The organism is uncultured Roseobacter sp. (assembly GCF_947492555.1).
GTDB lineage: Bacteria > Pseudomonadota > Alphaproteobacteria > Rhodobacterales > Rhodobacteraceae > Roseobacter.
Map to the genome: position 1 here is coordinate 1,355,067 of NZ_CANLNE010000001.1, position 19,728 is coordinate 1,374,794.

The following is a 19,728-nucleotide window of genomic DNA, read 5'->3' on the forward strand; positions in this document are numbered from 1 at the left end:
CAGCGCGGAAACTAGCTCAACGCCTGTACATCCCGCCGCATCTTGCCGATCAATGTCCAGTCGCGTGATCCATCCAGTACCGCCCGAGCCGACGCACTAACCTGCGCGCCCAGATTGTCGAACCACATCAACAACGCTTCGCCGACGGCGAGTTTCTCGTTGATTTCGGAGATCTCGACCAAGGTTCCATCAGCGCCCAGATCGGTTAACTGAATGTCACAGGTCCCACGATTGAATGTCCGGTTGCGATCACTGGTGTCGGCGTGAAAATCATAGTGGAACCGCCGGAACGGGCTGCACTCCTTCACCTCAATCTGCAATTCAAGCACAGCGCTGCCGCCCAGGCCGATTTTCTGCACAAAATGCCCGGGCTCGCCCGGTTTGGGATCAAAGGCGCGCAGTGTTTTTGTGTAATATGCCCCTAAATCGTTCGGGTTTGGCACCAGCCGCGCCCAGACCTCTTCCGGTCTTTGGCGTGTTTTGAACTTCGAATTGAGACGCACGGCAAAGCCAAGGCCGGATTTCTGCCACCACTGCCCGTAAATGATGTGGTGCAAGAGTGCGAAGAAAAAGAATACGGAACACGATAAAATCCAGTCCGGCAACCCATCCGTCACCCGGGAAAAGGATGATCGCTGCAGCACTGCCATGGCGAAAAAGACAAGCGCGCCAATTTCCATCACCACACGGAAACTGGGAAAAAGTGACACGCCGATGAACCCCAGCAGCCCGATGATCAACATAAAGAGAGAGGTGATCAGCAAGTCTATGGCCAGTGTCGCGCCATCATCCACCGCGTTGAACTGCAAAAACCCCGCGAGCCCGAAGAACAGTGTACCAACGAGAACACGGCGATAATGGAGGCGGATTAGTGTCATCATGATAGCCAGAAAGCAGCGAAAGATGGTAAAGTCGCGACCGGCTTTGGGCAAATCCATGGTTAAGCCGGTCAGGCGCTGTTGCGATACTGCTCTTCCATCTGGCCAATATAGCTTGCAATACGCTCTTTGTACTTCCTGGTAAGTGAAGATTTTGTCAGCCTGAGAGGCTGCAGCAGCAGCCGTGCCGAAAGGGTAAGCGGGCGCATTTCGAGGCTGACCATGATACGGGTCCGGCGCGTTGAAAGCGCGATGAGCTCAAACCGCGTGTCTCCGTGCAACCCCGGAGATGTGAGATCCAGAACCATATGATGCGGCGGCTCATAGACCTCGACCTCCAGCTTGAGCTCTCTGGTGCGGCCGCGCACTTGAAAGCGGGCAAGCCATTTCATCCCGACGCCCACAGTCGTCAGGTCGTCGATGCGCTGAACATCCGCACCCCGCCGCATAGCCGCACGCTCAAAGTGCTCGAAACGCGTCAGCATCGCGAACACGGCGTCAATCGGGGCTTCCATGACCTCTTGCGTCGAAAACTTCATAAGGCGCCTGTATCAGCCTGTCCGTTGATATCTGGTCAATCCAACCTGTCCGCAAGCCAGTTTTCCAGCAAAAAATGCGCAATCGCACCTTTGCGAGCGGGCAGGATGCGTGGATGATCCCCTGAAAAAACCTGCATCATTTCTTCTCGGCTGACCCATAGCGCGTCTTCGATTTCGACGGGATCGATCATGATCTCCTCGCTGGTTGCCTCGCCAGCGCAGCCGAACATCAAAGACGCCGGAAAGGGCCAGGGCTGGCTGGCCAGATAGCTGACAGGCCCGACGGACACCCCTGTTTCCTCAAAAACCTCGCGCCGAACGGCGGCTTCCAGCGTCTCCCCCGGCTCAACAAACCCAGCGAGCAGGGAGTACATCCCGTCAGGCCATCCCGGTGACCGCCCCATCAACACGCTGTTTCCCAGCGTAATCAGCATGATCACGACGGGGTCAGTGCGCGGGAAATGGGTCCCGGCGCATTCTGGGCATTTGCGCTGCCACCCCGCCAGATTGATCTCCGATTGCACGCCGCACCTTGAACAGAACTTATGCGTCTCGTGCCAGCCAAAGACGGCCTTCCCGGTCGTCGCAAGTTCCGCATCACGGGGGGTGAGCCAGGTCATGATGCGCCGTAGTTCCAAAAATGCCATTGTGTCAGGCAAGGCGGGGTGCTGCTGCTCTGTCGGGTCGAGAAACCCGCCGAGTGCGGATGCATCCAGATCCTCCGGCACCCAGTCGGACAGGTCATAGGCAAAGCGGAAAGCGCCATCTTCACGACCCAGCAGAATGTGCTCATGCGAGGCCGATGCCAGAACCGGATGATCCAGCAGCAGGCGCACGAGTTCGGACGGTCTCTGCGTTGTGATCAGCGGCTTGCCCCGCCAGAACAGGATTGCCCGACTGTCCGGGTGATTGCGGGCAGATTGCAAGGCAGCTGCATCCTCACGCACCTCGCCCGCCCGGTCCAGCGAGGACCCGCCAAAGGTCACCGTTTCCGCGTGTTTCATACCCTGTCCCTGTCGTTTCTTGAACGACTGGCACGCAGTCTGTGGTCTTGCAAGACCAAACCTTTGTTTGAAGCACGACAAGCCTTGCCAACCATTGCGCGATCTGATGGATATTAATTCGTGTTCAAGTTGACAAACTCCCGATCATGATTGCTGCTGACCCATTGCCAGACCAAGCCACCTGTTCCGCCCCCACAGAGGTCAGGATGCGCCTGCTCGCAACCAGCGATTTGCATATGCAGTTGATTGCCTATGACTACGTAAGAGACTGCCATACGGGGGCGGAGAGTCTGTCACGGCTGGCAACGCTGATCCAAAAGGCAAGGGAAGAGGCCGCCGAAACGGGCGCGATCTGCCTGCTGATGGATAATGGTGACACGCTGCAAGGCACGCCGATGGGCGTGCACCTCGCCCAGCATCACGTAACGCCACACCCGATGGTCACTGCCATGAATGCCCTGGGATACGATGCTGTAGGTATTGGCAATCATGACTTCGACCACGGAACAAATCATCTTGCGCGCTGCATCAAGGAGTTTGACGCCCCTGTCGTTTGTTCCAATCTTACTTCTGACCGGCTGCCATCGTTACTGCCTTACGCATTGCTTGACCGTCAGACGGCTTTGGCATCCGGTGATGTAACGACCTTGCGCATTGGCGTCGTCTCTGCCTTGCCGCAACAAACGGCGACGTGGAACCGACACCATCTTGATGACTCCGCCCGGGTGACACCGCCGCTTTCCGCTCTAGCGAGAACCGTTCAACAGGCAAAATCCGAAGGCGCTGATCTGGTTGTTGCGCTTGCACATATGGGCATCGCGCAATTCGATGAAGGTGACGATGCTCAGAATCAAGTCGCAGAAGTGGCTGCGCTGGCAGGTGTTGATGCGGTGATCGCGGGCCATACTCACTTGCGGTTTCCCGGTCCGGACCACGAAGACGTTGAAGGTATCGACTGTGAGGCGGGTCGGATTGCGGGAAAGCCAGTTGTCATGCCCGGCAGCGGTGCGTGCTGTCTGGGCGTGATTGATCTGTCTCTGAGACCGGACAAAGCCGGGACCAGCTGGCGGGTGAACAACTCCACGGTTGTACTGAGAGGGCTAACACCAGATGTCGGTGAGGACACCATAATCGCTGACTTCGCACAGGAGGCACATCAGGCTACGCGCACGAATCTGGCACGCCCTGTTGCGCACCTCGGCGCCCCGATGCACAGCTACTTTGCCCTTGCTTCTCCAAGCCCGATCACCGCGCTCATGGCCGAAGCTAAAAGACACGCAATCTCAAGGGCCGTTGCAGACACCGACCTGGCGGCCCTGCCCTTGCTGGCCGCTACGGCAACACCGGCGACCGGCGGGTTTGAAGGGCCCGGTAACTTTATCGCCTTGCCCGCGGGCCAGCTTGAGCGGCGACATGTGGCCGGCCTCATCCCCTATGCGAATCAAGTCTGGGCGGTCAAAGCCAGCGGCGCCCGAATTGCCGGATGGCTGGAACGCTCCTCCTTGTTGTTCAACATCCTGCAGCGAGACACGCCGGATCAGATGCTGATCGACCCGCAGGTGCCAGGGTTTCGTTTCGACGCGCTTTATGGATTAGAGTACAAGATCGACCTCACGCAGCCCGCACGGTTTGACGTGGCGGGGCGCCCGGTTGAAGGCGCAGCAGGGCGGGTCTCGGACATCACATGGCAGGGACAACCTGTTCGTCCGGATCAGGAATTCCTCGTCGCCGTAACCGATCACCGCGCTGGCGGCGGAGGAACGTTCCGACCCTTTGATGACGATGACATTATGGTGCGGGAAGATGCACCCCTTGATCGGGCCTTGATCACCTATCTTGAGGCCCCGGACTGTCAAGCCGTGCGATCCGCCACGCCTTGGCGGTTTGCACACTCGTCGGGTTTGAGCGCAATATTGAACACTGCACCGGATGCGCTGAACCACCTGTCTGACATCGCGCAACTGCGCCCGGAACCCTGTGGATACACGCAGGATGGCTTTGTACGCCTGCGGCTGCATCTCTAGATCACACCCTTGCGTCCCGTGCACCGCTTGCCTATATGCAAGCCTGAGAGGTTGGCGCGGGCGAGCGCCTCGCCAACCCGGTCAGATCCGGAAGGAAGCAGCCGTAACGAGCCCCGCTTGGGTCGTTGTCCAGCCTCTCACCGACCCCTGCATGCGGCTCGGCGGTAGCACGTTATCCGATTGCGCTGTGGGTCGGGACACGTGTCAAATCTCCACCGACGGACCAACCAGCAGCGTATTCCACAAAGCCTCGTTCTTCCTCGCAAAGGCCGAGATGTGACCCACCCGTTTCAGGCCAAAAGCCTTTGGGTCGAGCGTTTCGATCTGCGCGTATTCACCATAGGTTTTTGCCAGCCGTTCGGTGCAAACTATCGGACACACTTCGTCATCACTGAAAGAAATCAGACGCACCGGTGCGCCGGATCGTGACCAATCGGGCGTCGGAAGGCCGTCGCGCAGGGGGCCATCATCCGCGCACGACGTTGTGCACCAGCGGCGCCACTCCTTGTAAGCGGCACCGGGCATATCAGCACCCAGGCCTAGTTTGCGGCCCGGCAAATAGCCGCACAAGCGCGTCGCGACCGACGGAAGGCCGTACCAGAAATAGAGAGCGAAGGCCCTGTAAGGCCACGGATGATCGCCATGATGCACAAAACCCGACGCCACACCAATCACACGATCGATGCCGCTGATATCTTCTTGCATGGGCAGCAGCATTGTGCCCAGCGAATGCCCCATGACCCAAAGCGGCACATCCGGCACCGCACGGCGTAGATGCGCGCGGGCGGCGGCGTTGTCGCGCAAGCCCCAGTCCGACATGGTGGCCCGGCAGTGTCGCATCGGCCCGGCAGTTGAACGCCCCATGCCCCGGTAATCGTAGGTCAGGACCGCGATGCCATGCTCCAGCGCTGCCCACTGCGCAAAGGCACGGTAGTAGGTCTGTGGCACACCGGTTGCGCCGTTGAGCACAAGAGCGGCGCGCGCCGCGAACGGCGGCAGAAAGAGCGTGCCTCCCAATTCGGCACCGTCCGCCGTTTTGATGAGGCGGCGACGCACATTGGCGGCTTCCACGATTTTCAGCATGCTGACCTCCTGAGCATCCAACCAATAGACCAATTGGTCTATTCCTATGACTGGACCATTTGGTCTAGCTCTGTCAAGCTGCCTGTATGGATACAAGTGCCCTTCCGACCAAAGACAGGCTGATCCGCGCGGCGGCGCAGCTCTTCCGTTCCCGCGGATATCATGGCGTTGGTCTCAACGATTTGCTCGCCGAAGCGACGGCGCCCAAAGGGTCGCTCTACCATCATTTTCCAAACGGTAAGGCGGATCTCGCACTGGCGGCGGCGACGTGGGCATCGGATGAGATGCTGCGCGTGATCGCAGCGAGTTTCGCCGGGGCAAAGACCTTTGAGGACGGTGCGACCACGCTGTGTTTCAAGCTGGCCAAACTCTTTGACCTCACGGGGCAACAAGATGGCTGCCCCGTCGGGTCAACCCTCTTTGAAGGTCTCGGCAATGCGGAATTCCTTCGCCACGCGGAGCGTTGCTACGAAGGCTGGATCGAGGAGGTTCAGGATCACGCCAACCGATTCGGCCTGCAGGAGGCGGACGCCCGACGGCGCGCGGAACATGTGTTCTTGCTGATCCAGGGCGGCTGGCAGCTCGCCCGTGCCCGCAAAAGCTCAGAGGTGCTGCGCGGCCTGCCAGAGTTGTTCGCCTATGCGCCGCAGAGGGCATCCACCACCGGCAAGAATTAGAGCAAATCCGGCCAGCGCTGCTGGACGCCACCGGGCGGAGCCTCTAGTTTGCCTGCACCCCGGTTCCGGAAGGCAGAGCATGCAAGACGACACATCCAACTACCAGGTGCTGGCGCGCAAGTACCGCCCCGAGACCTTTGCCGATCTGGTGGGTCAGGACGCCATGGTCCGCACGCTGGAAAACGCCTTTGAGGCGGACCGGATAGCACAAGCCTTCATCATGACCGGCATTCGCGGGACGGGGAAAACCACCACTGCCCGTATCATCGCCAAGGGCATGAACTGCATTGGCCCGGATGGCAGTGGCGGCCCAACGACAGAGCCTTGCGGCACCTGCGAACATTGCACGGCCATCATGGAAGGCCGCCATGTGGACGTGCTGGAGATGGACGCCGCGTCCAACACCGGGGTGGCGAATATCCGTGAGATCATCGATTCGGTGCACTATCGCGCGGCCTCTGCCCGCTACAAGGTCTACATCATCGACGAAGTGCACATGCTGTCGACCGGCGCTTTCAACGCGCTGTTGAAGACGCTCGAAGAACCGCCCGCGCATGTGAAGTTCATCTTTGCCACCACGGAAATCCGCAAGGTGCCGGTCACGGTCCTGTCGCGCTGCCAGCGGTTCGATTTGCGGCGGATCGAACCCGAGGTGATGATCGCGCTGATGCGCAAGATTGCCGGTGCCGAGGGCGCGGAGATTGCCGATGATGCGCTGGCCCTGATCGCGCGCGCGGCGGAAGGGTCTGCCCGGGACGCGACATCGCTGCTGGACCAGGCCATCAGCCATGGTGCCGGAGAGACCACAGCCCTGCAGGTGCGGGCCATGCTGGGGCTGGCGGATCGCGGGCGGGTGCTTGATCTGTTCGACATGATCCTGAAGGGCGACGCGGCGGGGGCCTTGACGGAACTCTCGGCGCAATATGCCGAAGGGGCGGACCCCATGGCCGTGCTGCGGGATCTGGCGGAGATTACCCACTGGGTGTCGGTGGTGAAAATCACGCCCGAGGCCGCTGAAGACCCGACCGTGTCGCCGGATGAACGCAGCCGTGGACTTGCAATGGCTGACGCCTTGCCGATGCGGGTTCTGACCCGGCTGTGGCAAATGCTGCTGAAGGCGCTGGATGAGGTTGCCAGCGCACCCAATGCGATGATGGCGGCGGAAATGGCGATCATCCGGCTGACGCATGTGGCCGATCTGCCCAGCCCCGAAGAATTGGTGCGCAAGCTGCAAGGGACCACGCCACCCCCGGCGCCGGGCGGATCCTCGGGTGGGTCACAGCCTGTGCAGAACACAGGCGCGCGTGCCGCGGGCGGAGGGGCCTCGGCTGTCGCCTCGGCCCGGACATCCGCCAATGGCGGCGCAGGACCGGCAACGGCTCAGGCACTGGACGTTGATGCGGCCTTGGCACGGTTCCCGAGTTTCGATCACGTGGTCGAGTTGATCCGGGCCAATCGGGACGGCAAGCTGTTGGCCGATGTGGAGACCGATGTTCGGCTGGCCTCTTATCAGCCCGGGCGCATCGAATTCGAGCCCACAGCACGGGCCCCCCGCGATCTGGCGCAAAGGCTGGGGCATCGGCTGCAGATGTGGACTGGCAACCGCTGGGCCGTGACGGTCGTGAACGAAGGCGGCGGCAAGACCATCGACGAGGTGCGCAACGCGGAGCGATACGCGTTGGAAGCCGAGGCGAAAACGCATCCCCTGATGCAGGCCGTGCTCGCCCAGTTCCCGAAGGCACAGATCAAGGACATCCGCACCGCGGATCAGATCGCCGCCGAAGCCGTTCAGGAGGCCCTGCCCGAAGTAGAAGACGAATGGGATCCCTTCGAGGATGACTAGTCCCCGGGCGCTGATCCCGCCCCGGATGGCGTCGCTTGAGCAGGATTGGCAGATGTCGCCGGGCATTGTCTCCAACGGTCACGTCTTCCTGACCGGATTCAATGGCTGCCCGCTCGACGGACCGCCCTCTCCGGATCCCGAAACGCAGATCACCACGGCCTTCGATGCGGTCGAGATGGTTTTGGCCGAGGCGGGCCTCGGCTTTGCCGATGTCATCGAGATGACGTCGTATCATGTTGGCCTCGCCGATCACCTGACGCTTTTCAGGAAACTGCGCGGGGCGCGGGTCAGCCGCCCCTATCCGGCCTGGACGGCAATAGAGGTTGCGGGCTTTGCGACGCCCGGCGTGATTGTCGAGCTTAAGGTGGTCGCCCGGCTCAAAAGTGACTAAGTAACAAGGCAGCACTGCCTCATGCGGATTTGAAACAAGAAGGAACAGAGCATGTTCAAAGGACTTGGCGGCCTCGGCGATATGGCCGGGATGATGAAGAAAGCGCAGGAAATGCAGGGCAAGATGGCCCAGCTGCAAGAAGATATGCATGGTATCATGGTCGAGGGGTCTTCTGGCGCGGGTCTCGTGAAGGCGACGTGCACGGCCAAGGGTGAGTTGAAAACGCTCGATATCGACCCGTCGATCTTCAACGGCGATGATAAGGAAGTTGTCGAGGATCTGATCCTCGCGGCGATCAAGGACGCGCAGACAAAGGCGAGTGAACGGGCGCAGGAAGAGATGTCGAAGCTGACCGAAGGCCTGGGCCTGCCAGCCGACATGAAGCTGCCGTTTTAACACGGGTTTGCAGGCACGAAGCGGAAGAATGTGCCCGAAGGGCATCTTGCAGGCACCTCCGGTCCTGACCGAGCACAAGACATGAGCAGCACCAAAGACATCGACGCCCTGATCGAACTGATGGCCAAACTGCCCGGCCTTGGCCCGCGGTCTGCGCGGCGCGCGGTGCTGCACCTGATCCGCAAGCGCAGCTTGCTGCTGACGCCCTTGGCGGATGTGATGCAGACCGTCGCCGCCACCGCGCGCGAATGCCTGAACTGCGGCAACGTCGGTACTCTCGATGTCTGCGACATTTGCACCTCTGAAAAACGCGCCAATGGCGAGCTCTGCGTTGTCGAGGATGTCTCGGATCTCTGGGCGATGGAACGCTCGGGTGTCTTCAAGGGGCGGTATCACGTGCTCGGCGGGACGCTTTCGGCACTAGACGCGATTGGCCCAAGTGAATTGCGCATCCCCCGTCTGATCGACCGGGTGACCAGCGAACATATCACCGAAGTCATTCTTGCCCTGAATGCCACGATTGATGGGCAGACCACCGCCCATTACATCGCTGATCAGCTTGACGGGCAGGTAACGCTCACCTCACTGGCACAGGGTGTACCGATTGGGGGCGAGCTTGATTATCTCGACGACGGGACAATTACCGCGGCGATGCGCGCGCGCAAAGCGATCTGATCAAGCGACTTGCTCAAAGCGACAGCGGGCGCAGAGTGGATAGTTCTCAACAAATTCGGTAACGGCTGCTTTCATCAGGCCATAACTCTCGCCATAGAAGAACAGACCGGTTTCGGTATTGCCATCCCAATGACCCCGAAAAGCGCCGATGCCCTCCATAAGCGCCTCGCAGGTTTCGATCACTTCATTCACGTCAGAGGTCGCATAGACGTCATCCGGCAATTCCGTACCGTTAAGATAAATCCCCATGCCTTCGGCTTTTCCAATCGGCATGTCTTCAAGCCCATCAACCTTCAGCAACGATCCCTTTGGCGCGCCAAGGCTTTCCAACGCATTGCGTAGAAATGCCAATGTCTGTGGCGATGTATCCTGTGTCAGGATTTCCAGATCGCAATACTGGATGCCCGCGTGATCTGCCAGAAGCATGGTGCCCCCGCCGGTCACCTCACCCAATCCGGCTTCCTGCAGGATTTCGGCCATTGGCGCTTCGTAATATTCGTAGCGATCAACTGGCTGCACCTGTGCGTTCAGTTGCGCCACTACAAATACGCCCTCCGGGGTCGCTTCATTCTTGCGAAAAGGGTTCCAGAAATTGCCCATTTGACCACCTTCATTGCCGGCTCGACTTGCTCACCGCTTAAGAGTGAACTGTGATGAAGGAAAAAAGATGTAAGAAAAATGGCAAATCGTGGACGTGGTCTGTTCCGAACAAAAAGACGATTCCTCTCGTGCAGAGCGGTTGGCAAGGGATCGGTACTCTCACCGATGGGCAACGACGCTAAACAAGACGGGTGTAAACACACCCGGCACCCTCAAGTTAATGTCAGAGTTTCAGAGCTGTCAGCAACGGACTGCACCGGTTCCACGTTGCTTGCGTAGAGCGCGGCAGACGCTGTCATCATCGGTCATCAATCTACACATCAAAACAGCCCAAGGCGTTCGTCAGCAGGCTGCGTCCGTTGCGGATGTCCAGACCGGTCACTACCGCAGGCAGACCTGTACCGGCGTCCGTTAAATGTCGCCACTGATTACCTGAAATGGCTTTATTCGTATGTCTGCGGCCATGCATGATGGGGCAAAAGGAAAGCCCCGGCATCTCGCGACACCGGGGCACATGTTTGCACTGCGTATCTGATCAGGTACGCGGATCGTCTTCTTCAGCGTCTTCGTCCGACGTGCCTTCCGGCAGGTTGAAGAAGCTATCCGCGTCTGCGAAATCTTCTTTCTCTTCCACATCCGGTTGCTCTTCGCTGTCACCTGCAAGGGTGAAGGTTTCCAGCCCTTCGATGGCCGTCGGAATTTTTGGTTCCGCATCCATGCCCAGGCTCTGTTCGGTGCTGACCAGCTTGCGACGCTCGTCATCGCTCATTACCGGGGCGTCGGCTGCCTTTTTGGCAGCGGCCTTCTGCACGGCGGCATCCAGTTCGGACTGTTTGCACAGGCCAAGGGCAACCGGGTCGATCGGCTGAATATTGGCGATGTTCCAGTGGGTGCGTTCGCGGATCGCCTGGATGGTGGGTTTCGTGGTGCCCACCAGCTTGCTGATCTGCCCGTCGCTAAGTTCGGGGTGGAATTTCACCAGCCACAGGATCGACGCAGGCCGGTCCTGCCGTTTGCTGAGCGGTGTATAACGCGGACCACGGCGTTTTTCCTCGCCCTGCGCAGCGGCGTTGAATTTCAGTTGCAGCTTGTGCAGCGGGTTGCCCTGTGCAGCCTCGATCTCGTCCTGTGTCAGCTGATTGTTGGCAATCGGGTCAAACCCCTTCACGCCCTGGGCCACGTCACCATCGGCGATGCCCTGCACTTCCAGCTCGTGCATACCGACGAAATCCGCGATCTGCTTGAAGCTGATGGTCGTGTTGTCCACCAGCCAGACGGCGGTGGCCTTGGCCATGATCGGTTTTGCCATTTTCTTTCTCCTGTCTACCTGCGTGAGCCCACATCTTTCCCGTCGCCTGAAAGGGCTGTCCCGGAGGGTCGGAACGGTTTCCATTGTGGGGGAACTTATGGCGTATATAAGCGGGCAAACCGAATAAGGAAAGACCCAATGCGCACGGCTCTGATCTGGCTTCTGATGGCATCACCCCTTGCCGCGCAGGAACACCGCGCAGGTGTTTTCGACTATTACGTGCTCTCGCTCAGCTGGTCGCCGACCTGGTGCGCGCTCGAAGGCGACGCGCGCGGGTCGGATCAATGCGCGTCGCGCCATGATCATGGCTGGATTTTACACGGGCTGTGGCCGCAGTACGAGCACGGCTATCCAGAATATTGCCGAACGGGCGAGCGCGCGCCGTCGCGCCGCATGACACGCGAAATGGCAGATGTGATGGGCACCTCCGGGCTGGCCTGGCACCAGTGGAAGAAACATGGCACCTGTAGCGGCCTCAGCGCGCCCGATTACTATGCGCTGTCTCGCGCAGCCTACGCGCGGGTCATCAGACCCGAGGTTTTCCGCAAACTCGATAAACCGGTGCGCCTGCCCGCGTCCGTGGTCGAAGAGGCCTTTTTGCAGTCAAACCCGGATCTGGAGGCCAAGGGGATCACCATCACCTGCAAAGCCGGGCATATTCAGGAGGCGCGCATCTGCCTGACGCGCGATCTGAGCCCGCGGAGATGTGGCGCGGATGTCCTGCTGGACTGTTCTTCTCCAAGCGCGCTTTTCACGCCCATCCGGTGATATTGGGGCAGGCCGCGGCGCGGGTTTCGGGCATCATGGCTCCAGGATCGTGCAGCCAGTGGTTTTTCTCGCTTCCAGGGCTTCATGCGCGGCGCGCACCTCGCTCAAGGGAAAACGTTGATCGATGCGGATGTCCACGGCCCCGGACTGCACCTTGTCAAAAAGATGCCGCGCCATTTCCTGACAAGCCGCGTGGTCGCCGATATGTGCAAAGAGCGTGGGCCGGGTGATTTTCAACGACCCTTTTTGTCCCAGCACAGCGAGATTGAAAGGCGGCACGGGGCCCGAGGCGTTGCCAAAGGAAATCATCATACCCAGAGGTTTCAGACTGTCCAGCGAGCCCTCGAAGGTGTCTGCGCCGACGGCATCCATGACCACATCCACGCCGCGCCCATCGGTCAGCTCCTGCACCCGGGTGGGCCAATCTTCGGTCCGGTAGTTGATGCAATGCGCCGCACCATGGTCCAGCGCGAGTGCGCATTTCTCATCCGTTCCGGCCGTCCCGATCAGCGTGATGCCTTCGGACCGCGCCCATTGGCAGGCGATCAAGCCCACACCACCCGCGGCGGCGTGAAAGAGTACCGTATCTCCCTGTGCAATCGGCGTCGTCCGGTGAAAGAGATACTCGACGGTCATGCCCTTGAGCATCATGGCCGCGCCCTTGTCGAAGGAAATATCGTCCGGCAACGGGCAGACCTGCGCGGCGGGCATCACCCGGGCTGTTGCATAGGCGCCCGCAGGTGTTGCAGCGTAGGCGGCGCGGTCGCCCGGCTTGAGATGCGTGACACCTTCGCCAACGGCGTCGATGACCCCTGCAGCCTCCATGCCCAACGCGTGCGGCAGGTCGAGCGGGTAGAGACCGCTGCGCTGATACACATCGATGAAATTCAGCCCGCAGGCTTTGTGGTTGATCCGTACCTCGCCGGGCCCTGGGTCGCCGACCTCGCGGGCCACCAGCTGCATGGCCTCGGGCCCACCGGGACTTTCGATGATGACTGTTTGCGCCATTTTGGCTGTCCTTTCACGTTGCGTGAATACTGCTGTTGCGAAGGTGGCCTGAAAGCCCACCCTACCTGCCGGAAACATCCAATACGATCTTGCCGATATGTTCGGAGCTTTCCATCCGCGCATGCGCCTTGGCGGCCTCTGCCAGCGGGAAGGTCTGATCCATCACTGGTGCGACACGCTTCATTGCCAGCAGCGGCCAGACCGTCTCACGAAGGTCCTGTGCAATATGTGCCTTGGCCGTGTCGCTCTGCGGACGCAGGGTGCTGCCCGTCATCGTCAGCCGCCGCATCATCAGCTGTGCGAAGTTCACCTCCACCTTCGGGCCGTTCAGAAAAGCGATCTGCACCAGTCTTCCATCGTCCGCGAGGGCCTTGAGGTTGCGCGGGATATAGTCACCGCCCACCATGTCCAGGATCAGGTCAGCCCCCCCTGCTGCGCGCAGAACCTCAACGAAATCCGCATCGCGGTAGTTGATTGCGACCTCGGCCCCAAGTTCCGTGCAGGCGGCACATTTATCGGCAGACCCTGCGGTTGCGAAGACCCGGGCCCCAAAGGCATTGGCCAGTTGGATGGCCGTTGTGCCGATGCCGGAGGAACCGCCGTGCACCAGAAACCGCTCGCCGGATTTGAGGGCGCCGCGCATGAAGACATTGGACCAGACCGTGAAAAATGTCTCCGGCAGGCAGGCCGCTTCTTTCAGCGTCATGTCACCTGGCACCGGCAGGCAGTGGGCCGCAGGTGTTGCAACGTATTCGGCATAGCCACCGCCCGGCAGCAGGGCGCAGACGTGATCCCCAACCGACAGGCCAGACACGCCGCTGCCCAGTGCGACGATTTCACCCGAAGCCTCGAGCCCCGGCAGATCACTGGCCGTCGGTGGCGGCGCATAGAGGCCCGCGCGTTGCAAGGCGTCGGGACGGTTCACACCAGCCCAGGCCACCTTGATCACCACCTGACCATGGGCGGGCTCGGGCAACGGACGTTCGGTAAGCGTCAACACGTCCGGACCACCGGGTTTCGTGATTTCAACAGCGCGCATCATCTGGGACATTCGCGGGATCCTTTCTGTTGCTCCATGCGTAGCAGGACCGGCCGGAATGGCAAACCGAAGGCATCTCTTGTGCCTTTTCTTTTAGTGCCTGCAAACTGTCTTCTTTTGTTTCCGTTCGCTCTTTTGAAGCTGCCCAATACCAGTCTGTCGGGGATGCAAGCCATCCACTGGATCGACACATCCGTCATGTTCAGCATTCGCAGACAAACTCTGCGGTGATCCGGCTAAATACCGTCATGATGGGTGTGTTGCCGGTTCCGGCCTCACTCCCGCGGCGCAGTCCAGCTGCCCGGGAAATCCATCTTTGGCAGACGCGCTGGCGCCTTGATATGGCTCATCAGCCAGTTCGGCCCGGTCATCAACCGGCTCAGCGTCGGGCTTTGCCGGACCCGTGCCTTGAGCTTCTCAATCTGCATGACGTCTTCGATGCGCCGGTCCAGGAAGGCCCATGTCGCCATATTGTCCGGGCTGTCATCGCCCAGCCAGTATAGCACGGTAGACGAATAAACCCCGCTCAGTGTCGCGCGCTTGGTGTACCAGTTCACATCGTCCGAGGTATCGCCCAGCGCGGTCCAGATCGCATCCGACGTGCCCCAGATCAGTTTCGCCCCGTCCGCCGCATGCATCGGCAGGGCGAAAAGCGTGGTACCCCGTCGCACCGCTTCCTTATCGGTGACCGCCTCGATTCGGAACCGCACAGCGCTGGCCACCTTCTCGCGGAACTTCAACGCGCTCATATCCTCGGCGGCGATCCGGGCTGTCATCGCCTCATCCCCGCGATGATGAAAGGCCACCGCCAAATCGACAGCACCGCGCGGGCACACCGCGCGCGCCACCGCCGGTGCGACATCCGTGTCGCGAATCGCGGCCTGAAAACTGGCCTCTGACCAGCCATCGAAGGGCACATGCGCAAGCGCTGCGTCCAAAAGCTGTGTTTTTGCGGTCTCGTATGATACGCTCATGACATGTCTCCTGCGGGAAAAGGCGCGGTATACTGGACAAGATAGGTTGTCCTTGCTATATGCCCACTTCCTGCAAATCCTTGCAACTCAACTTAGAAAGGTGGTGAAAACCACATGCAGGTTAGTGTTCGCGACAACAACGTCGATCAGGCCCTCCGGGCTCTGAAGAAAAAGCTGCAGCGTGAAGGTGTCTTCCGTGAAATGAAGCTCAAGCAACATTTCGAGAAGCCGTCCGAGAAAAAAGCGCGCGAGAAAGCTGAAGCGATCCGCCGTGCCCGTAAACTGGCACGCAAAAAGGCCCAACGCGAAGGGATGCTCTAAGCACCTCGCCGACAGGCTGACACGAATACGGACCCCCGCATGGCCAGACCACGCGGGGGTTTGTTGATTCAGGCGCCTTGTATTTCCTTCACATAAAGGTCGCGATTTCTCGCTGATCACGCTCCTGCCTCCAGACATTGATGGACGCGGCATCTTACCGCTGTGCGGTGTGCCGCATTCGGGCTCATCCCTGCTGAGAATTCAGGCAATGGCAGGCTGCCCTATCCAAGCTTCGCGTCAAATCCTAGCGATCTGCGGGCCGACAACACTCATCAAGGAGAATGACATGTCACGCGCAAGCGAGTTAGAACAGCAAATGCTGGGGCTCATCAACGAGGAGAGAACGTCACGGGGATTGAACCCGGTCGAACTGGAACTGCGGCTCAATGACAGCAGCGAAGATCACAGCCAGTGGATGCTGGAAGAAGATCAGTTTTCCCACACAGGCGAAAACGGAACAAGCGCGGGTGATCGCATGCGCAATGCCGATTTCGAATTCGAAGGCGCGTGGTCCTGGGGCGAAAACATCGCATTTCAAAGTGAACGGGGCGAGCCGGGCCTGGCCGACGACGTGGTCGATCTGCACAACAGCCTGATGAACAGCCCCGGTCACCGTGCAAACATTCTGAACCCCGACTATGAGGTCATTGGCCTCGGGATCGAAGTGGGTGAGTTTGACGGGTTCGAGGCCGTGATGGTCACCCAGAACTTTGCCAGCACGGATGCGGAACTGCAGTTGGACCAGGAGGGTGCTGCCCCCGAACCGGAAACCGAGGAGCCGACAGAGCCAGCACCGGATCCGGAAGAGCCGGAAACGGAGACCCCGGCACCGGACCCTGAAACACCTGATCCTGACACCGGGGAAGAGACCCCCGATCCGGAACCCGAAACCGAAGAACCAGAGCCAGAGGAGCCGGTTGCCGAAGCGCCGGATCCAAACAACACGCCAGAAACCGAGGAACCGGAGCCTGACCCCGAAACCCCGGAACCTGATCCGGAACCCGAAACGCCGGAACCGGAACCAGAAACGCCCACGGAGGAACCGGAGCCAGAGCCGGAGACACCGGAACCTGAGACCCCGACACCAGACCCCGATCCAGAGCCGGAAACCCCTGAACCGGAGCCGGAAACGCCGGATGTTGTCGGCGAAGGCCCATGCTTGGACGACAACACCTTCGCGCAGCTGCAGTTCTTCGTCACCGGTTTCTTTGCAGCCCTCTTTGACGAAGAGTTCACATTCACATGGGATGGCGGCGACGAAGGCGAACCGCAGACGATCACCTTTGATGTCGATGAGTTCTTCGAAAGCCTGTTCGATACGCCGGAAGGCGACGACGGCATGGACCAGGGCGATGACGACATGATGATGGCTGACGAGGACGTCGCAGGCGACTGCGACCCTGGCTTCCGCTTTGTCGAGGAATGGGATTGCCTCGCCTAATCACACACCGGCCCGCTCCGTCACCGACGGGGCGGGTCACTGCCTGCGCGACCGCCGCGCTACGTCACCGGTAGGGCGGTCGTTTTGAACACAGTCCTCAGCGCAAAGCTGGACTGCATCTGTCCCACCCCCGGCAAACGCGCCAGGTACTGCCGGTGAATGCGGGCGAAATCTTCCGTATTCTCGGCCACCACCTTCAACAGGTAATCCGCCGTGCCCGCCATCAGGTGGCATTCCAGCACGTCAGGAATGCGGCTGACGGCCTTCTCGAAGGCGTCCAGCACTTCATCCGCCTGCCCCTGCAACGTAATCTCCACAAAGACCGTCGTTGGCACCCCCATCTTGCGGGCGTCCAGCAAGGCCACGTAATCGCGGATGTAGCCGTCTTTCTCCAGCCGCTGCACCCGCCGGTGACAGGCCGAGGGCGAGAGGTTCACCGCCTCGCTCAGCTCGGCATTTGCCATGCGACCTTTGCGCTGCAGGGCTTTGAGGATACGTTTGTCTGTTGCATCAAGGCTCATTGGTGCAAAAATCTCCTGCATATCACCTTACAGACGCCAGTATATTCGCAAAATACTCGAAATGGCGAGGCATCTTTGGTGCGACATTGCATATTGCTTGCTGTATTCCACGCTCAAACACTTGGTGGAGGAGACACCCATGATTATCGGTTGCCCGACGGAGATCAAACCACAGGAATTCCGCGTCGGCATGACGCCCAACGCGGCACAGGAAGCAGTTGGTCACGGGCATGACGTGCTCATTCAGGCCGGGGCCGGGGCGGGCGCCGGTTTCGAAGATGCGGATTACACCGCAGCTGGCGCACGGATCATTGACACCGCGGCAGAGATCTTCGCCACGGCGGACATGATCGTAAAGGTCAAGGAACCGCAAGCCGGGGAGCGCAAGATGCTGCGCGAAGATCAGCTGCTCTTCACCTATCTGCACCTCGCGCCCGATCCCGAACAGACCCACGATCTGCTGGCTTCCGGGGCGACCTGCATCGCCTATGAAACCGTGACCGATGATCGCGGTGGCCTGCCCCTGCTCGCCCCGATGTCGGAAGTGGCCGGTCGTCTGGCGCCGCAGGTCGGGGCCTGGACCCTGCAAAAGGCAAATGGCGGGCGCGGCGTCTTGATGGGCGGCGTGCCGGGCGTGGGCCCTGCGCGGGTCGTCGTCATCGGCGGCGGCGTCGTGGGCACCCATGCGGCCAAGATCGCCGCAGGTATGGGCGCGGATGTCACCGTGCTCGACCGGTCGCTGCCGCGCCTGCGCTATCTCGATGACGTCTTTGGTGGTACGTTCAAGACCTCCTACGCGTCGGCGGGCAATACCATCGAACTGGCCCGCGCCGCCGATATGATCATCGGCGCCGTCCTGATCCCCGGCGCCGCCGCGCCGAAACTGATCAGCCGCGCGCAATTGAGCGAGCTTAAACCGGGGGCAGCGCTGGTCGATGTGGCCATCGACCAGGGGGGCTGCTTCGAGACCTCCAAAGCCACCACCCATCAGGACCCGGTCTACGAAGTGGACGGGATCATGCACTATTGCGTGGCGAATATGCCAGGGGCCGTCGCGCGCACCTCGACCATCGCGCTAGGCAACGCCACGATGCCCTTCATGCTGGCCTTGGCCGATAAAGGGTGGCGTCAGGCCTGCACCGACGATCCCCACCTGATGAACGGGCTGAACGTACACGCCGGTCAGCTGACCTATTACGCGGTCGGCAAGGCCCTCGGCATTGACGTGATTTCGCCAAGCGTCGCCATCAAGGGCTAACCGGCTTGGCTGGCATGCGCCCCTCGAAAAGGGGGCGCAATGCATGAATGCGGGCCGCGGCGAAATTGGTGAACGTGGTCACCTTCCGCGTGCCGCGCAAATCAGCATGCGTGAGCACCCAGAGGGGCCGATAGAGCAATAGCGGCACCCGCGCGAGCCGCTCGATCCCCGGCTCCGCGTCACCGATGAAACAGGGCATGCGCGTCGCCCCCATACCGGCGCGCACTCCGGCAAGAGCCGCATACATGTCGTCAACGGTTAGCGTCACGCGGCGGTTGGGCCATGCCTGTTTCAAGACCTCCGGCGGCCCGGGCCAATGGGCGAACCGGATCCAGTCCAGCGGCTGGGACGGATCCGCGCGCATCCGCTCTGCCTGCGCGCTTGAGACATAGACCGCCGCCGCCTGTTCCGTCACACGCCGCCCCACAAGCGTATCACCCGGCGTATCGGAAATGCGGAACGCCACATCCGCTTCATGGGCTGCAAGGTTGAGCTGCCGGTTTGCAGCGATCACCTTGAGGTCAATCGCCGGATAGAGTTCCTTGAATTCCCGCAGATGCCCGGCCAGAAACCGCTCCACCAAAAGCTGGGGCGCGGTCACGGTCAACGCGCCACTCAGTTGTTGGTCACGCGCACTGAGACTGCGGCTCAGATCGTGGCTTGCGCCCTCCATCCGCTCGGCAATCCGGGCGGCTTCCAAACCGGCGTCGGTCGGCCTGTACCCGCCCGGCGCGCGATCAAAGAGGCGGGCCCCCATGGCCGTTTCCGCCGCCGCGATCCGGCGCGACACCGTGGCATGATTGACCTTGAGCGCCCGCGCCGCACCGCTGAGCCCACCGTGCCGTACGGTTTCCAGTACAAATCGCATATCGTTCCAGTTCAGCGCCATCCGATCATTTATGCACATCAGACACGCAATGTTGAGCAGTTTTCGTCTACCCAACGGAACTCTATTTTTGATCAGGTCCATGACAGGAAA

At 60.5% G+C, this 19,728-nt stretch carries 21 protein-coding genes and 1 other RNA gene; 11 read left to right on the forward strand and 11 right to left on the reverse strand.

Annotated features, from left to right (window positions below):
• Positions 1–11: 11 nt before the first annotated feature.
• From Q1A07_RS06675 to nudC, 3 genes are all read right to left on the reverse strand, one after another.
• Positions 12–878, reverse strand: a complete 867-nt coding sequence (locus Q1A07_RS06675; RefSeq protein ID WP_299778931.1) for a hypothetical protein — start codon at positions 876–878, stop codon at positions 12–14.
• Positions 879–949: 71 nt separating this feature from the next.
• Positions 950–1,393, reverse strand: a complete 444-nt coding sequence (locus Q1A07_RS06680; protein WP_299778933.1) for an SRPBCC family protein — start codon at positions 1,391–1,393, stop codon at positions 950–952.
• Positions 1,394–1,452: 59 nt separating this feature from the next.
• A complete protein-coding gene (gene nudC / locus Q1A07_RS06685) occupies positions 1,453–2,421 on the reverse strand; it encodes an NAD(+) diphosphatase (RefSeq protein ID WP_299778935.1) in 969 nt (322 codons plus the stop codon).
• 206 nt (positions 2,422–2,627) lie between these two features.
• Here nudC and Q1A07_RS06690 point away from each other — a divergent pair, with 206 nt between their 5' ends.
• Together Q1A07_RS06690 and ffs are read left to right on the forward strand one after the other, a co-directional pair.
• Positions 2,628–4,445: a 5'-nucleotidase C-terminal domain-containing protein gene (locus tag Q1A07_RS06690; RefSeq protein WP_299778937.1), complete on the forward strand. Its 1,818-nt coding sequence runs from the start codon at positions 2,628–2,630 to the stop codon at positions 4,443–4,445.
• 44 nt (positions 4,446–4,489) lie between these two features.
• An RNA gene (gene ffs / locus Q1A07_RS06695) (signal recognition particle sRNA small type) lies at positions 4,490–4,588 on the forward strand.
• A gap of 61 nt (positions 4,589–4,649) precedes the next feature.
• Here ffs and Q1A07_RS06700 read toward each other — a convergent pair.
• Positions 4,650–5,528 (reverse strand): alpha/beta fold hydrolase, encoded by an 879-nt coding sequence (locus Q1A07_RS06700; protein ID WP_299778939.1) that lies wholly within the window; start codon positions 5,526–5,528, stop codon positions 4,650–4,652.
• An 86-nt stretch (positions 5,529–5,614) separates the two neighbouring features.
• On the opposite strand from Q1A07_RS06700, the gene Q1A07_RS06705 reads away from it, so the two are divergent.
• From Q1A07_RS06705 to recR, 5 genes are all read left to right on the forward strand, one after another.
• The gene (locus Q1A07_RS06705) at positions 5,615–6,205 is read left to right on the forward strand and encodes a TetR/AcrR family transcriptional regulator (RefSeq protein WP_299778941.1); all 591 of its coding nucleotides are present in this window, start codon (positions 5,615–5,617) and stop codon (positions 6,203–6,205) included.
• Positions 6,206–6,284: 79 nt separating this feature from the next.
• Positions 6,285–8,048: a DNA polymerase III subunit gamma/tau gene (locus Q1A07_RS06710; protein WP_299778943.1), complete on the forward strand. Its 1,764-nt coding sequence runs from the start codon at positions 6,285–6,287 to the stop codon at positions 8,046–8,048.
• Positions 8,041–8,439 carry a RidA family protein gene (locus Q1A07_RS06715; protein WP_299778945.1) on the forward strand — a complete coding sequence of 133 codons (399 nt, stop codon included), beginning with the start codon at positions 8,041–8,043 and terminating at the stop codon, positions 8,437–8,439. Before Q1A07_RS06710 ends, Q1A07_RS06715 begins: the two co-directional genes overlap by 8 nt.
• A 51-nt stretch (positions 8,440–8,490) precedes the next feature.
• Positions 8,491–8,835 (forward strand): YbaB/EbfC family nucleoid-associated protein, encoded by a 345-nt coding sequence (locus tag Q1A07_RS06720; RefSeq protein WP_299778947.1) that lies wholly within the window; start codon positions 8,491–8,493, stop codon positions 8,833–8,835.
• An 81-nt stretch (positions 8,836–8,916) separates the two neighbouring features.
• The gene (gene recR / locus Q1A07_RS06725) at positions 8,917–9,510 is read left to right on the forward strand and encodes a recombination mediator RecR (RefSeq protein WP_299778949.1); all 594 of its coding nucleotides are present in this window, start codon (positions 8,917–8,919) and stop codon (positions 9,508–9,510) included.
• On the opposite strand, the gene Q1A07_RS06730 is transcribed toward recR, so the two are convergent.
• On the reverse strand, positions 9,511–10,110 hold the full coding sequence (locus tag Q1A07_RS06730) for a hypothetical protein (protein ID WP_299778951.1): 600 nt from the start codon (positions 10,108–10,110) through the stop codon (positions 9,511–9,513).
• A 535-nt stretch (positions 10,111–10,645) separates the two neighbouring features.
• The gene (locus tag Q1A07_RS06735; RefSeq protein WP_299778953.1) at positions 10,646–11,419 is read right to left on the reverse strand and encodes a DUF1013 domain-containing protein; all 774 of its coding nucleotides are present in this window, start codon (positions 11,417–11,419) and stop codon (positions 10,646–10,648) included.
• 138 nt (positions 11,420–11,557) lie between these two features.
• Here Q1A07_RS06735 and Q1A07_RS06740 point away from each other — a divergent pair, with 138 nt between their 5' ends.
• Positions 11,558–12,187: a ribonuclease T2 gene (locus Q1A07_RS06740; RefSeq protein ID WP_299778955.1), complete on the forward strand. Its 630-nt coding sequence runs from the start codon at positions 11,558–11,560 to the stop codon at positions 12,185–12,187.
• A gap of 33 nt (positions 12,188–12,220) precedes the next feature.
• Here the strand turns inward: Q1A07_RS06740 and Q1A07_RS06745 are convergent, their stop codons facing one another.
• The 3 genes from Q1A07_RS06745 to Q1A07_RS06755 all read right to left on the reverse strand — a co-directional run bounded on the left by Q1A07_RS06745 (position 12,221) and on the right by Q1A07_RS06755 (position 15,208).
• Positions 12,221–13,195 carry a quinone oxidoreductase gene (locus tag Q1A07_RS06745; RefSeq protein ID WP_299778957.1) on the reverse strand — a complete coding sequence of 325 codons (975 nt, stop codon included), beginning with the start codon at positions 13,193–13,195 and terminating at the stop codon, positions 12,221–12,223.
• Positions 13,196–13,256: 61 nt separating this feature from the next.
• Positions 13,257–14,246 carry an NAD(P)H-quinone oxidoreductase gene (locus Q1A07_RS06750; RefSeq protein WP_299778959.1) on the reverse strand — a complete coding sequence of 330 codons (990 nt, stop codon included), beginning with the start codon at positions 14,244–14,246 and terminating at the stop codon, positions 13,257–13,259.
• A gap of 263 nt (positions 14,247–14,509) precedes the next feature.
• Complete coding sequence (locus Q1A07_RS06755; RefSeq protein WP_299778961.1) at positions 14,510–15,208, reverse strand: COQ9 family protein; 699 nt, start codon at positions 15,206–15,208, stop codon at positions 14,510–14,512.
• A gap of 114 nt (positions 15,209–15,322) precedes the next feature.
• On the opposite strand from Q1A07_RS06755, the gene rpsU reads away from it, so the two are divergent.
• Positions 15,323–15,529, forward strand: a complete 207-nt coding sequence (rpsU, locus tag Q1A07_RS06760; RefSeq protein WP_008207378.1) for a 30S ribosomal protein S21 — start codon at positions 15,323–15,325, stop codon at positions 15,527–15,529.
• 286 nt (positions 15,530–15,815) lie between these two features.
• Positions 15,816–16,970 carry a CAP domain-containing protein gene (locus Q1A07_RS06765; protein WP_299778963.1) on the forward strand — a complete coding sequence of 385 codons (1,155 nt, stop codon included), beginning with the start codon at positions 15,816–15,818 and terminating at the stop codon, positions 16,968–16,970.
• 59 nt (positions 16,971–17,029) lie between these two features.
• Here Q1A07_RS06765 and Q1A07_RS06770 read toward each other — a convergent pair whose 3' ends face one another.
• Positions 17,030–17,491, reverse strand: a complete 462-nt coding sequence (locus Q1A07_RS06770) for an Lrp/AsnC family transcriptional regulator (RefSeq protein WP_299779206.1) — start codon at positions 17,489–17,491, stop codon at positions 17,030–17,032.
• Positions 17,492–17,630: 139 nt separating this feature from the next.
• Between Q1A07_RS06770 and ald the strand changes: the two genes are divergently transcribed.
• Positions 17,631–18,749 (forward strand): alanine dehydrogenase, encoded by a 1,119-nt coding sequence (gene ald, locus Q1A07_RS06775; RefSeq protein WP_299778965.1) that lies wholly within the window; start codon positions 17,631–17,633, stop codon positions 18,747–18,749.
• Here the strand turns inward: ald and Q1A07_RS06780 are convergent.
• Entirely contained in the window at positions 18,739–19,638 is a 900-nt protein-coding gene (locus Q1A07_RS06780) for a LysR family transcriptional regulator (RefSeq protein WP_299778967.1), read from the reverse strand. The two genes, ald and Q1A07_RS06780, sit on opposite strands and share 11 nt — an antisense overlap.
• Between the last annotated feature and the right edge of the window lie 90 nt (positions 19,639–19,728).

Coding starts and splice junctions, on each gene's coding strand:
- Q1A07_RS06675 (WP_299778931.1), bottom strand. CDS start 878: ATGACACTAATCCGCCTCCATTATCGCCGTGTTCTCGTTGGTACACTG.
- Q1A07_RS06680 (WP_299778933.1), bottom strand. CDS start 1,393: ATGGAAGCCCCGATTGACGCCGTGTTCGCGATGCTGACGCGTTTCGAG.
- nudC (WP_299778935.1), bottom strand. CDS start 2,421: ATGAAACACGCGGAAACGGTGACCTTTGGCGGGTCCTCGCTGGACCGG.
- Q1A07_RS06690 (WP_299778937.1), top strand. CDS start 2,628: ATGCGCCTGCTCGCAACCAGCGATTTGCATATGCAGTTGATTGCCTAT.
- Q1A07_RS06700 (WP_299778939.1), bottom strand. CDS start 5,528: ATGCTGAAAATCGTGGAAGCCGCCAATGTGCGTCGCCGCCTCATCAAA.
- Q1A07_RS06705 (WP_299778941.1), top strand. CDS start 5,615: ATGGATACAAGTGCCCTTCCGACCAAAGACAGGCTGATCCGCGCGGCG.
- Q1A07_RS06710 (WP_299778943.1), top strand. CDS start 6,285: ATGCAAGACGACACATCCAACTACCAGGTGCTGGCGCGCAAGTACCGC.
- Q1A07_RS06715 (WP_299778945.1), top strand. CDS start 8,041: ATGACTAGTCCCCGGGCGCTGATCCCGCCCCGGATGGCGTCGCTTGAG.
- Q1A07_RS06720 (WP_299778947.1), top strand. CDS start 8,491: ATGTTCAAAGGACTTGGCGGCCTCGGCGATATGGCCGGGATGATGAAG.
- recR (WP_299778949.1), top strand. CDS start 8,917: ATGAGCAGCACCAAAGACATCGACGCCCTGATCGAACTGATGGCCAAA.
- Q1A07_RS06730 (WP_299778951.1), bottom strand. CDS start 10,110: ATGGGCAATTTCTGGAACCCTTTTCGCAAGAATGAAGCGACCCCGGAG.
- Q1A07_RS06735 (WP_299778953.1), bottom strand. CDS start 11,419: ATGGCAAAACCGATCATGGCCAAGGCCACCGCCGTCTGGCTGGTGGAC.
- Q1A07_RS06740 (WP_299778955.1), top strand. CDS start 11,558: ATGCGCACGGCTCTGATCTGGCTTCTGATGGCATCACCCCTTGCCGCG.
- Q1A07_RS06745 (WP_299778957.1), bottom strand. CDS start 13,195: ATGGCGCAAACAGTCATCATCGAAAGTCCCGGTGGGCCCGAGGCCATG.
- Q1A07_RS06750 (WP_299778959.1), bottom strand. CDS start 14,246: ATGTCCCAGATGATGCGCGCTGTTGAAATCACGAAACCCGGTGGTCCG.
- Q1A07_RS06755 (WP_299778961.1), bottom strand. CDS start 15,208: ATGAGCGTATCATACGAGACCGCAAAAACACAGCTTTTGGACGCAGCG.
- rpsU (WP_008207378.1), top strand. CDS start 15,323: ATGCAGGTTAGTGTTCGCGACAACAACGTCGATCAGGCCCTCCGGGCT.
- Q1A07_RS06765 (WP_299778963.1), top strand. CDS start 15,816: ATGTCACGCGCAAGCGAGTTAGAACAGCAAATGCTGGGGCTCATCAAC.
- Q1A07_RS06770 (WP_299779206.1), bottom strand. CDS start 17,491: ATGAGCCTTGATGCAACAGACAAACGTATCCTCAAAGCCCTGCAGCGC.
- ald (WP_299778965.1), top strand. CDS start 17,631: ATGATTATCGGTTGCCCGACGGAGATCAAACCACAGGAATTCCGCGTC.
- Q1A07_RS06780 (WP_299778967.1), bottom strand. CDS start 19,638: ATGGCGCTGAACTGGAACGATATGCGATTTGTACTGGAAACCGTACGG.